Genomic DNA, 13,669 nt, shown 5'->3' with positions numbered 1-13,669 from the left:
GCCTTCCCCTGACTCCCGGCGTGTATCTCATGAAGGATGGCCTCGGCCATATTATATATGTGGGTAAGGCGAAACAGCTGAAACGAAGAGTAAAATCCTATTTTCAAAACTCGAAGTCTCATTCCCCAAAGGTAAAACAGCTCGTTCGCCATATTAAAGATTTGGATATTATCCTTACAGATACCGAATTTGAGGCTTTTATGCTGGAGTGCAAATTAATTAAAGAAATAAAGCCCATGTACAATAGAAAAATGAAAAATCCACAGGCCTATACGTATATTGTAATAGGAACGGATGATAAAATGCCTTCGTTAGATATAACTTATGATCCTGCTGTCCATAAAGGTAACCATATTTGGGGTCCCTACACAAGTAGAAGTACCGTGGAAAGAGCCGTGCAAGGCATCAAGGAAAGCTCAAAAATCCTTTGCAGCAATCCAAGCTTCAAAAATTCTTTATGCCTAAATCATTCGCTTGGCTTATGTATAGGGATGTGTGCAGGCGGCGATGCTGCCGTTCAATATAATACAATCATTGATAAAGTCATTGCCCTACTAAACGGAACAGATTCCAGCCTCCTTGTGGAGATGGAGCAGCAGATGACTGAAGCTGCAGAGCAATTTGACTTCGAAACCGCCGCCAAATATAGGGATTACATCGGAGCCATCAGCTTCCTGAATCATAAAGAGAAGGTTATTGAATTCGCTGCAGAGAATCAGAATATCGCAATCCTTGAAGCCATGGATGAACAAACGCTTAAACTCATATTGCTCAAAGGCAATCGCATCCTGGCGCATACTAAGCTTGAATACGATCAACCCGATATTACTCACCTGCAAGCCGTTATAACATCAGCGATTGTAGATACTTTCCGCGGTGAACTTAACCAGGCCCCGGCAGCAATTACTCGCCATGAAATTGACGAAGCACAAATTATATACAGCTATTTAAAAAGCAGCTCCTGCAGCTATATCATCGTGCAAGAGAATTGGCTTGCAGCCGAAAGTCCTCCCCGTCTAGACATTGCGGTGGACGAGCTGTTGCGTATCTTTTTAAATGCTGCTCCAGCCCATTTGTATAATTTTTAATTCTAGATATGGGTCTTGACTACGACAAAGGCGGGCGTTAACGCCTTAAACGACAAAACAGGTTTCTCCCCCCATGTACGGAGCGGAAGAAACCTGTTTTGAAGCTTGCCTATCTCTCAGCTATATTTACTTAATCCTTCATCCAGAAGATTAATTGCAAAAGTTAATTGCTCTTCAGACACAATAAGCGGAGGATGCCAAGTGATGCAGTTCCCTCCAGCTAATTTAAAAGAAAGCCCATTCTCCAAGCAATAATACAGGACCCGCTCAGCTAATTCCTCATTCTTCTCTTTAGTGTCTCTGGACCTCACAAGTTCAATAGAAATCAGTAGTCCGGCAATACGGACATCTCCTATGCAAAGATGTTTAGCTGACAGAGCCACAAGCTTGCCTCTTACAAATTCAGACCTGCTGATACATTGTTCCTGCAGATTTAAGTCATCGATATAATCGATGGTGGCACAGATCGCCGCACTTCCTAACGCCGGTTTCTCATGGGTATAGTGACCCAAAGAAATATCCGCCGCACAATCATATTGCGTTCTGGTAAGCACCGCAGCTTGTGGGATCACCCCTCCGCCTAACCCTTTTCCGAGCACGAGAATATCCGGTTCGATCTCGAAATTCTGATGGACGTAGAACCTTCCGCTTCGCATTAGCGCTGTTGGAATTTCATCAAAAATCAATAGGATTCCATATTCATCACATATTTTTCTTAATCTTGTGAAATAAGATATAGGCGGGATATGCGTATCCGTCGCCCGAATAGGCTCAAGTAAGATCGCTCCAATCTCTCCTTCATGCTGAATCATATACTCCAGATAGTCGAGGCAGAAGGTAGAAACTATTTCATGAGAATGACTTCCCAGCAGGTTGCGGTATGCATTAAAAGGAATGGCTTTCAGCATTCCCGGCATTTGCGGGCCCATGTCCTTTTTAAATACGTATTCTCCTCCGGCAGCGATCGTGTCCAGCCCCGCGCCATGAAAGGACTCCCACATGGAGATGACCTTATGCTTCCCTGTCCATTTGCGAGCAATCTTAAGGGCCAGACCTACAGCAGCACTTCCGGAAGGCGTAAATAATACTTTATAGTCCTTTGAGGTCGTTTTGTTGATTAAAGCTTCCGCAGCTTTCACCGCAATATCTGCCGTAAATCTTCTTGGAATGAACGGTAGATCGCCGAGCTGTTTTTTCACAGCTTCAGTTACGTAAGGATTCTTATAGCCAATCTGATGAATGCTATTTCCATGAAAATCAAGATATTTGCGTCCATTCACATCTGTGATATAACATCCCTCAGCATCTACGATACTGTTCAAGCACGGCGTTGACATGGATTGACGCATATATGCACGCTCGTCCGCTTCGATCCTGTCTACACTCACAGCGCTTAACTGGTTCATCCACTCTTTCCGCAAGGGGCTAAAGTTAATGTCACCTTCTCTTTGTAGCTCATGATTATCTCGCATAAGGTCTGATTCCTTGAGAAATCAGGACATTGATTCGCCCAATCAGCTGAGGCAGCTCACTCATCGATTGAATCGTAAAGTCTGCCCCGTTTTGTATAAAAGAGGTCTGTGTCGCAGAGATCACCGTCTCCTTCTCCACATCTGAAAGTGCATTAAATTCATCCTCGCTTAACCCCATTTCAGAGCTTCCAATGATTACACCTACGGACCAGACGCCTGCATTAACACCTTCTTGAATATCTGAAATCGTATCGCCTACCTTAACAACCTTCCATGCTGCCGATAACTTTAAAGCTTCCATATTATGATAAATCATATACGGGTAAGGTCTTCCCAGTGAATGTGTTCCATCCGGAGTGATTACATAATCAGGCTGATAGCCCTTTCGAGCGGCATTCGGAATCACAACATCCATCATGGACTCTGTATATCCAGTGGTCGAGCCAATCTTCAGCCCTTGATTTCTCAAGACTTGAATAGTTTCAATGACCTCCGGAATCGGATCAGTATATTCGGATAAGGATGCCATCAGGGCCGGTTCGAATTCAGCATACAGGTTCTCTACATCCTGTTCAGTAAAAGCTCTGCCATACTTTTCTTCCCACATGGCACCTACTCTTGGCATGGATAACATCGCACGTATATGATCTATTTTCAGCATCCCCATAGGGGCTCTAGCTTCCTGCATCGTAACTTCAATCCCAGCTTCCCGAAAAATATCAAGGAACACATTCACCGGTGCAAAGCAGCCAAAATCTACCGCTGTTCCTGCCCAGTCCAGAATTACGCCTTCGACTTGATTCATTGTGTCATTCCTCCCATGTATGCTTCGATAATATTACATAAGTTCTGAATATCTTCTTCGTAAATCTCACCAATATTCCCAATCCGGAAGGTGTCGTGCTCCGTTAATTTGCCTGGGTAGAGGACGTAGCCTTTTTCTTTCACATATTCATAGAAATCTTCAAAGCTGAATGTCTCATCCGGAAAAAGAAAGGTGGTTATAATAGGAGACTGCTTATCGTCTGTGATATACGCCTCTATTCCTATTCTCGCAAGTCTTTCTCTCAGTACGCGGTTATTATTCTGGTATCTTGCTGCCCTTGCAGGAATACCGCCTTCTTCGATGAGTTCTTCAATCGCTTTCGAAAATGCAGCCACTACATGGGTCGGAGATGTATAGCGCCATTTCCCATCCGCATCCATCGCCTTCCATTGATCGTATAGATCTAGTGATAGACTACGTGCATTCCCTTTACAGGTGAGCAGCTTATCCAGCTTGGCAATGACAAACCCAAATCCCGGAACACCCTGAATACATTTATTGGCGCTGCTGATTAAATAGTCAATTCCAAGCCCAGGTACATCAATCTCTATTCCACCGAAGCTGCTCATCGCGTCGATAATTAAAGTTTTATCGTACGCTTTTGCCAGTTGTGAAATCATCTCAAGCGGGTTTAGAATCCCTGTCGTTGTCTCGCAATGCACCATCACGATATGGGTAACGGCTGGATCCTCTTCAAGAATCCCTCTAATCTCTGCTTCTAGGGGGAATTCATTATATAGGGCACTATGCGCACGATAATGAAGTCCAATATATTCAGCCATTTGCACGATACGTTCCCCGTAGGCACCATTTGTAATAATCAGAAGCTTATCATCGGCTGATACCGCCGTAGTCAGCACGGATTCCACTGCAAATGTTCCGCTGCCTTGCATAAGAACAGCTGTGTATTCTTGGTTCGTTGCACCTGCCAAATCCAGTAGGCTCGATCTGATCTGTTGCGTAATGTTCTTATAGTCCTGGTCCCAAGTACAACGGTCAAAGAGCATTTGCTCTTTGACCGTGTTAGTAGTTGTCAATGGACCGGGTGTCAGCAATTTATAGTTGTTCATGGCCCTTCACTCCTTGTTCTAATCTTAATTATTTCGCTTCTTTAAAGAATTGCTGATGTTGCTCCAGCAGTTCCACAGTCAACGGCTTAACAAATTTCATACTGTGTGCAGGTTTATGGATATCACTAACCGTTTCATCTTTATAAAGAGCTACTGGGTAATTTGTAATTAAGTCTTTTCTAGCATCTTTAATAATCGTTTCTGCCATTCTCATAGCCAGCTCTGTCGTTGCATCGTCTTTTTTCACCACGGCTACGGATTCTGTAAGTGAGAAGTTGCCTTCTGTCGGATCTACATAGTCAATGGGTGCGCCTTCTTCTTTAGCTAGTACTGCCTGATGACGAAGTCCAAATCCTGCAGCTACTTCTCCTGCTTTTACCTTTTTAATCGGACCGGAACCGGAGCTTTCCAGATGTGGGCCTACATTAGCAACTAAATCATGCAGAACCGTTTTACCTTCTTTTTCCCCGTATTGCGAAATAATCGCCTGAACCAACAACCATCCTGTCGAAGAGTCCATAATGTTCGGAACAGATACCAAGCCTTTAAATTCTGGTTTTGTTAAATCCTTAATGGACGTTGGCATCGCCAGGCCCTTATCTTTAAGCACCGCTGTGTTTACAAAAATAGCACCGGTATTCGCCAAGATTGGCGTATAGTAAGCTGGATAGGAGTCTAGCGCATTCGTCGTAAACGATAGATCTTTAAACATCTTGTGTTTCTCTTGCGCACTTTCTACAAAATAAGAGCTCATCGTGATCAGGTTAGCCTCAATTTTGTCTCCCTCTGCCATCAGCTTTCCACCCAGCTCAGAAGTACCCAAGGATTGAAAGAGATATTGCCCCTCGTACCCCGCACCTTTTAGCGCAGACTCCATAGAGGCTACAGCTTCTTCATCCGCATTGGTCAAAATCACTACTTTACTCGCATCACCCGATGCTTTATTTCCGCAGCCTGCTAATGTAAACACCAAACTCAAAGCCACAATAGACAACATGATTCCCTTGATTCCCTTAATTCTCTTAGACATAAATTCTCCCTCACTTTAACTGGTTTTTTTTATATAAAAATCGTTAATCAACGAGAGTTTGATTGCCGTTTCTGGAGATAGTCACCTAGGAGCTTAATGATCAGGTTGGTGCAAAAGATCAGGATGGATAGGACAAACACCTCATTAAATTTGGCGAAATGCTGCAGCTCTTTTATTTTGCTCGCAACTACCGAGGTTTGGGCAGTCACTAGAAAGATAATTCCGCTAATCGTCACCATCGCATTGATAAAATAGTAGCTGACCATCTCTATCACCGTGGATGCAGAGTTCGGTAGAATAACCCGGCGGATCGTTTTCAGCCAACTATCACCTAGTAATTCAGCAGTGGTCTCCCATGATGGGTTCATTTTTGCCAAAGAATTCTTAGCCATTAAATATGGCGTTGTAAAATAATGGACAAGCGTGCAGAGCACAAGAATCGTAAAAGTCCCCTTGAGACTGCTGTTATTAAACAGAAGTAAATACGATAGACCAAGGACCATACCTGGCACCGTGTTCGTCACCATCGATAGGATGTCGAATGTCGCTTTCCCTTTTACGGGCGTACGCACATTGATCATAGCCGCCGCATAAGCCACGATCGTACCTACAATTGTCGTCAATGCTGCTACCAGCAAGGAATTTTTATATACATTGATCAAATCGCTTGATTGAAAAACATCCACAAAATGTTTGAACGTAAATGTTAGATCATAAGGATAGCCATTCATCAGCGGGGCAACGAACATGACAGCGAATACCGCCAGCAGCCCGATTAGAATCACGGATGAGATTAGTCCAAGAACCGAATCTCTGCCTTTATTCGGGATCATCTCGATTTCAGTCACCTTGTCATAATGGAAATTGAATTTTTCAAGATACGTTAACAACACAACCCCGAACGCCGCCGGTATTAACATCAGTACAGCAATAACTGCCCCATTGTTGAAATCCGGTATAGCCCCAAGCATGACCTGATACAGCTGAGTAGCAACCACGTTATACGTCCCCCCCACCGATGCAGGGATCCCAAAATCCGTGAAACTTAGGATAAAAGAAAGTACAAACGCCCCTCCCAACGTGCCCCACAAAGGCCGAACGATGGTGTTCATGAAGCTTCGCAGCGTCCCATCCCCCATAAGCTTGGATACGACGATGAACTTTTTATCAATGTACTTGAACGAATTATGAATCAGCAGGAAAGCAGAAGGTAAGGTATAAATTACGTAGCCTATCAATAGACCATTAAATCCATAAATCTCGAATAAATTCCGTCCGAAGATTCTAGTAATCAGCCCCTGGTTGCCAAAAGAGTACATGATCGCAAATCCATAAGTAATTGTAGGCAGCAGCATCGGGATTAGAATTCCAGTTCTAATAATGCTTTTTAACGGGCGATAGATTCTTGTACAGTGGATAGAATAGGCTAGGATAAAGGCTAGAACCGTCGTGATCATTGCCGTAACACCAGAGACTTTCATACTATTTCCGATGGACTCTCGAATCTCTTGATCTGCCAGAATGGTGAGATAATTGGATACCGAATAGCCTTGACCCGTCTCAAACGAGCGGATGAATAACACAGTCAGCGGCAAAATCAGAAAAACAACAAATAACAATACAATGGGGATAAAAATGATCCGCATTTCCGGTTTGGCTTTAGGCATAATGCTCACCGAACAGGTTATAAATATTTTCCCGTTTCACTTGCAGTTGCCCCAGAATAAATTCTTTTACAAAATCATTGCTAGGCTGTTGAATGATCTCTTGAGGCGTTCCGAATTGGGCAATATGACCTTGATTAATGATGAGAATTTTATCCGACAGAGTTAACGCCTCTTCAGGGTCATGGGTGACGATAATCGTCGTAAGCTTATATTCTCTGGCGATGGATTTAATCCGGGCTTTAATAGATTCCTTGATGATTCCATCCAGTGCGCTTAGAGGTTCATCGAGCAGTAATAATTTGGGCTTCATTACGAGCGTTCTTGCCAAAGCCACCCTTTGCTTCTGCCCACCCGATAGAGCGCCGATCTTCTTCGTTAAATGCGGCTTTAATTCCAGAAACTCGATATACTCCTGAAGCTCATGCTCCGACGTTAATCCTTTTTTATTTTTTAGACCATAAACGATATTCTCGTAAGCATTTAAGTTAGGGAAGAGCGCATAATCCTGGAACACTATATTAAATCCGCGTTTCTTCATGGGTACATTGCTTAAATCTTGATCATTAAAAATGATTTGCCCCTGCTCCATCTTAGCCAATCCCAAGATGATGTTTAGCAAGGTGGTTTTGCCACTCCCGCTGGGGCCGAGTAAGGAGACAATTTCCCCTGCTTGGATGTCTAGACTAATATCCTCTAGAACAACCTTGTTATCGTAATGCTTGCTTATGTTTTGTAATTTAAGCAAAGGTTCCACCTCCTCAAGTACAACCTCAGTATAAAAAGGTTTTGTTTTTGAGGATAAACAATTACGTAAAATGTATGTAAACTTTAAATAAGTTGTGACTACATTATAATCATATTATGACTAACTTACAAAGGAGTTGTTGCCACCCTATACTAATCCCTTTATACTTCAACTATCGAAAGCGATATAAACTTTGAATGGGTGATTACATGTTTCCACTGGAAAGACAAAAGAAAATCATAGAAATCTTAATGTTCAAAAAGGTTCAGAAGCTGCCGGAGCTAGCAGAAGAGCTTAATATTTCTATCGATACTCTTCGCAGAGATATCAACCTGCTGGACAAGCAAGGGAAGATCAAGAAGATTTATGGTGGAATTAAACTGGTGGAATCGGAGTTTGCTGAATCTCCAATGGATGCGCGGATGGTCGGTCACTTAGAGGAAAAGAAAATGATCGCCCAAAAGTGCAGCGAATATATCAACGATGGGGATTGCATCTATCTGGACAGCGGCTCTACCACCTATCAGATCGCCAAATATATCAAGAATAAAAAGAATCTCACGGTCATTACGAACTCCATTCCTGTGGTAAACGAGCTGATGAACAGTGGGGTTGAGCTTATTATCATTGGCGGAAAGGTCCGACTAAATGAGCAGTCTGTTATTGCATATGATTATCTGTTTAATTTCAGTGAATTAAATATCCTTAAGGCTTTTATTTGCGCAAGCGGCATTACCCTTGAAAAAGGCATCTCCGACTATAATCTGGAGGAAGCCCAAACGCGCAAAAAAATTATCGATCTCTCCAAAGAAGTTTATGTTGCCGCTGACCATACTAAATTCGGGAAAGATGTGACCATCGGTATCGCCTCACTCGATAAAATTGGGTACATTATTACCGACCGTAATATAGATCGAAGCTTCCTGCAGAAGTTTAAACCTAAACGCACGAGCTTGATTATTGCGGAATAATAGCTTTATCATTCTGACGATCACAAACGTACGTAAATAACGCTTCTCCCGATATTCGAGAAGCGTTATTTTGCATGTTTGCTCAAGCATCATTTTCTCCATGCCGCGATACACACTCTCAATCAGAAAAGCGATACCCTCATAGACCATTAGGGAAAATGTCCCTATAATTCAGTGATTTTTGCGCTGAAGACTACTAATTAGGGAGAACCTCCCTATAATTCAGCAGATTCGTTAGCAAATTTAGAAATCACCCCAATTTTTAGGGACGAATTCCCTTATTCCATTGATTTTATGCAATTATCGGCTATTTTCAGGGAGGTTTTCCCTAATTACTCTTCCAGACATTATATTCTGAACATCTTTGAACTTAACATCATAGACATCATTTCGTGAATCTCTTAAACTAAAAAATCAGAAGTACTATTACATTATGGAGTGTGAATATGCCCTTGAATCAGATGTCCGAGTTACACAAGAGAAACAAATTAATTCTTTACTTGTTTTGGGGCTGTTTGTTGTTCGGTTCAATTTCGCTTTACAGATTTCCACAAACAATCATGGCGATTATATCAGCAGCGTTACCCCTTGGATTATTGTGTACGATACTAATCTGGAAACGTGTGGCTACACCCTATATTATGTACATAACAGCTATTGGCTTTAATATCATTACATACTTCTACATCGATGCAGGGGCAAACATCATTAGTACGTTAATTCTATATTGGGGTCTAGGCATCGTATCCCTTTATCACAACTATCGCCCCTTACTCCTTAATGGAGTGATAGCTTGCATCTTACTCAACTATTTTCTGATGACCAAACCGGCTTTTGAATCCGTTGATGCCTTAAGTGTTAACGTTTTTCTCATCATGATGATACTGGTTCTGATCTATCAGAGTCAGATTGGTGCGAAAATGTTCAAAAATATGTCTAAGAGCAGCATCGAAGCTGAACATGCCAGAGCGGAAATGGAGACCATTCTTACAGGCGTTACTGAATCCGTAGGAGTTCTGAGTCAATCTAGTAACCTAATGCATAACAACGTACTGACAACAGATCGAATTTCCAAAGAAGTCGTAACCGCCTTCCAAGAGATAGCTAGTGGAGTTGAATCACAAGCACAGAGTGTTAGCGATATCTCAAATGCTATGCAGCAGTTAAACGAATCAGCTATGCAGGCAAATGCTGCCTCCGTCTCCATGAGTAATAGAAGCCGTGAAACGGTTCAAATTACACAAGAGGGGCAAGATGAAATCATTCGCTTAACTGGAACTATGTCTGAAGTTACAGAAATCGTGACGAGTACTGCTGGCTTGATGACACAAATGAATGAAGAAAATCAGAAGATTGAATCGATTGTTTCCAGCATCGTAGGCATTGCTGAGCAGACGAATCTTTTGTCTCTAAATGCTTCCATTGAAGCCGCTCATGCGGGGGAACACGGCAAAGGTTTCGCAGTCGTATCCAATGAAATCCGAAAATTGGCACAGAGCTCCCACAATGCATCCGCGGACATTGCCCAGATTCTCAGAAGCATTCAAAATAATATTACGCGGGTTGGTGATATGGTTTCTAACGGGTTGCTAGTTGTAGAATCAGGTAGAAATTCCACTGGTGATATCGCTCGATTATTCGAGGGCATTCGAAATAATACACACCAGGTGCTTGAACAAGCAGAAGACCTGAAGGACAGGAGCGTTCATATCAGGCACGCATCCAACGTTGTACTGGGCGAAGTTAATTCAGTGGCTGCAATTACCGAAGAGAATACCGCAGCTATTGAACAAGTCCTCGCTAGCGCTGAGGTCCAGCAACAACATGTTTCTGAAACGGTGATTAGCATCAGCAATCTAAATGAGTTAGCTATTAAGTTAGACAAACTAACCAAATCCTCTTAAGCTAGGAAAAAGAATTTACTCCTGTGTAGCCAAGAACTTTGCTTAGGTGATAAGTGATATAAGGAAAATCTCCCTATAAATTAGGTCTAATCTATCATTATGACTAGGTTATACGGAAATCCTCCCTATAAAACGGAGAATTTCCTTAAATACAACTATTTTAGTCGAGATATAAGGAGAAATTCCCTAAACTCTATCATAGTAACCTTCAATGAAAGAATTATAGGGAGAAATTCCCCATAGTTCTAGTGGATTGACCCTGAAGAGGTTTACGTACGGCCGAACGCGTAGAACGCAGCTCCTATAAATAACTAAATCACCCTAACCACATCTAGCGACTCTTCTGTGACCAGGGCTTGAAGCAGCATAATACCAAAACGCAATGAGGTACATTCAGAATCCGCTGGTGTTATCCATATTTTTCACATTGCATAATTTAAAAAACAGTGGCAGTTCAGGACCTACTTTCCGTCCATGAATGCCACTGTTTTACTGTTGGAGATTGTATACTGCTTATTTCCATGAACAATGGAGCAGTTCTTACTCCATAGTTATTTCACACTTCATGCCTCAACACGCGGCGGACGCATGGTCAGGCTGACCCGGCCCTTCTTCAGGTCAACACCCATCACCCAGACGGTGACATTGTCTCCTACGGAGACAACGTCCATCGGGTGCTTCACAAAGCTGCCGCTGAGCTGGGATATATGCACCAGCCCATCGTTCTTGATCCCGATATCGACGAATGCGCCGAAATCGATCACGTTGCGGACGGTTCCCTGCATTTCCATGCCGGGAACCAGATCCTCGATCTTCAGCACGTCGGTGCGGAAGATCGGCAACGGCAGCTCCTCGCGCGGATCACGGCCCGGACGCTGCAAGCTCTCCAGGATGTCGCGAAGCGTAGGCACGCCGACATCCAGCTTCACAGCCAGCTCCTCGGCATTTTGTGCCTCCAGCTGTGAAGCCACTTCTTTGCTGCCCAGCTTATTTACATCAAGGCTTAGCTCGCGGAACAAGCGATCCACCACCGGGTATGACTCGGGGTGAATGGGTGTGCGATCCAAGGTATTGTCTCCACCTGGAATCCGCAGGAAGCCGATACATTGCTCATAGGACTTCGCACCCAGACGAGGGACCTTTTGCAGCTGCTTCCGAGTCGTGAACTTACCGTTCTCTTCACGATATTTAACGATATTTTTAGCAATCGTACCGTTAACGCCAGCCACATAAGAGAGCAAGGCAGGAGATGCCGTATTTACATCCACGCCCACATGGTTAACCGCCGATTCTACGACAGCCTTAAGACTCTCTTCCAAATGCTTCTGGGAGACGTCATGCTGATACTGACCCACACCGATAGCTTTCGGATCGATCTTCACCAGCTCCGCCAGCGGGTCCTGCACACGGCGGGCGATAGAAGCTGCACTGCGCTCTGCCACATCCAGATCCGGGAACTCCTCCTGCGCCAGCTTAGAAGCAGAATAGACACTCGCACCAGCCTCATTAACGATCAGGTAAGCCAGCTCTGGATCGCCAATTTCGGCGATCACTTCTGCCGTAAATTGTTCGGTCTCACGAGAGCCTGTCCCATTCCCGATCACGATGAGCTGAATGCCATATTTAGCGATTAGTTCTTTAAACTTAGCAGCAGCTTCAATTTTCTTGTTGTTCGGCGGCGTAGGATAGGTCACGGCTACTTCAAGCAGCTTACCAGTATCGTCTACGACGGCCAGCTTACAGCCGGTACGGTAGGCAGGGTCAACACCCAGCACACAGCGTCCCTTAACAGGCGGTTGAAGCAGCAAGCTGCGTAGATTACCAGAGAAGATCGAGATCGCTTGATTCTCGCCCCGCTCGGTCATCTCCCCACGAACCTCACGCTCCACAGAGGGAGAAATCAGACGTTTGTAGGCATCCTCTGACACTGCTTCTAGCAGTTCCTTCACTGGGGATGGGCCTTTAATGATTCTCCGCGCAATGTAAGCATGTATTTTGTCAGTGACCACTTCAATGCCTACCTTGAGTATATTCTCCCGTTCACCGCGGTTAATCGCGAGTATACGGTGAGGTGGCATTTTGTGTACAGGTTCACGGTAGCTATAGTAGTTCTCATATACAGATTCCTGCTCGGAATCCTTAGCTTCAGACACAAGGATACCTTGACTTGCCGTATACTGGCGAACCCAAGAGCGGATCGCAGGATCATCGGCAATGTTCTCGGCGATGATATCCAATGCGCCTTGCAGCGCTTGATCTGCGGACTCCACTCCTTTTTCAACATCTATATATTGGGTAGCCTCGGTTTGTGGGTCCCCTTGTCTCTGCTGCTCCATGATCCAGTTCGCAAGCGGCTCTAAGCCTCTTTCCTTCGCAACACTAGCACGAGTCTTACGCTTTTGCTTGAAGGGACGATACAAATCCTCCACTTCCTGCAGCTTGACCGCATTGGTGATTTGATCATGAAGTTCCTTGGTCAGCTTGCCCTGCTCTTCAATATTGCGGATAACGTCTTTCTTACGTTCGCCCAAATTGCGAAGATAAGCCAGGCGTTCTTCAATATCACGCAGCGCATTCTCGTCCAGCTCACCCGTCATTTCCTTGCGGTATCTGGCGATGAACGGGATCGTATTCCCCTCATCCAGCAGTCCAACCGTTGTACGCACCTGCTTCAGGCTAATGTTCAATTCCTTGGCAATCGCTACAGTAATCAATTCCTGCTCCCGCTGTGCGGCCGCCTCATCCGTAATGACTCCCGTATTGCTGTTATCTACCGTCATTAGTATCCCTCTTCCCGTACACAATCTGCTTATACAATTCTTGTTCTCATAACTAAAATAGTATCACAGATCGGCTCTGTTCCAAAGTCCAGCCTAGAGAGGAGGCAGATTGGGTA

10 protein-coding genes are annotated in these 13,669 nt (G+C 44.1%); 3 read left to right on the top strand and 7 right to left on the bottom strand.

Features of this window, described 5'->3' with window-relative positions:
* Positions 1 to 29: 29 nt before the first annotated feature.
* Positions 30 to 1,088, top strand: coding sequence for a UvrB/UvrC motif-containing protein (locus tag ACN6KS_RS05755; RefSeq protein WP_256990016.1), 1,059 nt, complete (start codon positions 30 to 32; stop codon positions 1,086 to 1,088).
* Between the two features lie 116 nt (positions 1,089 to 1,204).
* Here ACN6KS_RS05755 and pbfA read toward each other — a convergent pair whose 3' ends face one another.
* Genes pbfA through ACN6KS_RS05725 form a run of 6 tightly spaced genes read right to left on the bottom strand, consistent with a single transcriptional unit; the run spans position 1,205 to position 7,898 of the window.
* The gene (pbfA, locus tag ACN6KS_RS05750; protein WP_440961554.1) at positions 1,205 to 2,560 is read right to left on the bottom strand and encodes a (R)-1-hydroxy-2-aminoethylphosphonate ammonia-lyase; all 1,356 of its coding nucleotides are present in this window, start codon (positions 2,558 to 2,560) and stop codon (positions 1,205 to 1,207) included.
* Entirely contained in the window at positions 2,550 to 3,365 is an 816-nt protein-coding gene (phnX, locus tag ACN6KS_RS05745) for a phosphonoacetaldehyde hydrolase (RefSeq protein ID WP_094874047.1), read from the bottom strand. The genes pbfA and phnX overlap by 11 nt, the downstream gene beginning before the upstream one ends.
* Complete coding sequence (phnW, locus tag ACN6KS_RS05740) at positions 3,362 to 4,456, bottom strand: 2-aminoethylphosphonate--pyruvate transaminase (RefSeq protein WP_440961553.1); 1,095 nt, start codon at positions 4,454 to 4,456, stop codon at positions 3,362 to 3,364. The genes phnX and phnW overlap by 4 nt, the downstream gene beginning before the upstream one ends.
* 28 nt (positions 4,457 to 4,484) lie before the next feature.
* Positions 4,485 to 5,486 carry an extracellular solute-binding protein gene (locus tag ACN6KS_RS05735; RefSeq protein WP_440961552.1) on the bottom strand — a complete coding sequence of 334 codons (1,002 nt, stop codon included), beginning with the start codon at positions 5,484 to 5,486 and terminating at the stop codon, positions 4,485 to 4,487.
* Positions 5,487 to 5,533: 47 nt separating this feature from the next.
* Positions 5,534 to 7,153 (bottom strand): ABC transporter permease subunit, encoded by a 1,620-nt coding sequence (locus ACN6KS_RS05730; RefSeq protein WP_440961551.1) that lies wholly within the window; start codon positions 7,151 to 7,153, stop codon positions 5,534 to 5,536.
* Positions 7,146 to 7,898, bottom strand: a complete 753-nt coding sequence (locus tag ACN6KS_RS05725; protein WP_094874049.1) for an ABC transporter ATP-binding protein — start codon at positions 7,896 to 7,898, stop codon at positions 7,146 to 7,148. Before ACN6KS_RS05725 ends, ACN6KS_RS05730 begins: the two co-directional genes overlap by 8 nt.
* A 209-nt stretch (positions 7,899 to 8,107) precedes the next feature.
* On the opposite strand from ACN6KS_RS05725, the gene ACN6KS_RS05720 reads away from it, so the two are divergent.
* Positions 8,108 to 8,869: a DeoR/GlpR family DNA-binding transcription regulator gene (locus ACN6KS_RS05720; RefSeq protein WP_094874051.1), complete on the top strand. Its 762-nt coding sequence runs from the start codon at positions 8,108 to 8,110 to the stop codon at positions 8,867 to 8,869.
* A gap of 446 nt (positions 8,870 to 9,315) precedes the next feature.
* Positions 9,316 to 10,773 (top strand): methyl-accepting chemotaxis protein, encoded by a 1,458-nt coding sequence (locus tag ACN6KS_RS05715; protein WP_440961550.1) that lies wholly within the window; start codon positions 9,316 to 9,318, stop codon positions 10,771 to 10,773.
* Positions 10,774 to 11,336: 563 nt separating this feature from the next.
* Here ACN6KS_RS05715 and ACN6KS_RS05710 read toward each other — a convergent pair.
* Positions 11,337 to 13,553, bottom strand: coding sequence for a Tex family protein (locus ACN6KS_RS05710; RefSeq protein ID WP_440961549.1), 2,217 nt, complete (start codon positions 13,551 to 13,553; stop codon positions 11,337 to 11,339).
* Between the last annotated feature and the right edge of the window lie 116 nt (positions 13,554 to 13,669).

Origin of the sequence: Paenibacillus nitricinens, from assembly GCF_052056485.1 — a bacterium.
GTDB classification, from domain to species: Bacteria; Bacillota; Bacilli; order Paenibacillales; family Paenibacillaceae; genus Paenibacillus_AQ; species Paenibacillus_AQ nitricinens.
Note: the sequence above shows the minus strand (reverse complement) of the source record. Positions and strands in the feature narration are given on the sequence as shown.

Coding starts and splice junctions, on each gene's coding strand:
- ACN6KS_RS05755 (WP_256990016.1), top strand. CDS start 30: ATGAAGGATGGCCTCGGCCATATTATATATGTGGGTAAGGCGAAACAG.
- pbfA (WP_440961554.1), bottom strand. CDS start 2,560: ATGCGAGATAATCATGAGCTACAAAGAGAAGGTGACATTAACTTTAGC.
- phnX (WP_094874047.1), bottom strand. CDS start 3,365: ATGAATCAAGTCGAAGGCGTAATTCTGGACTGGGCAGGAACAGCGGTA.
- phnW (WP_440961553.1), bottom strand. CDS start 4,456: ATGAACAACTATAAATTGCTGACACCCGGTCCATTGACAACTACTAAC.
- ACN6KS_RS05735 (WP_440961552.1), bottom strand. CDS start 5,486: ATGTCTAAGAGAATTAAGGGAATCAAGGGAATCATGTTGTCTATTGTG.
- ACN6KS_RS05730 (WP_440961551.1), bottom strand. CDS start 7,153: ATGCCTAAAGCCAAACCGGAAATGCGGATCATTTTTATCCCCATTGTA.
- ACN6KS_RS05720 (WP_094874051.1), top strand. CDS start 8,108: ATGTTTCCACTGGAAAGACAAAAGAAAATCATAGAAATCTTAATGTTC.
- ACN6KS_RS05715 (WP_440961550.1), top strand. CDS start 9,316: ATGCCCTTGAATCAGATGTCCGAGTTACACAAGAGAAACAAATTAATT.
- ACN6KS_RS05710 (WP_440961549.1), bottom strand. CDS start 13,553: ATGACGGTAGATAACAGCAATACGGGAGTCATTACGGATGAGGCGGCC.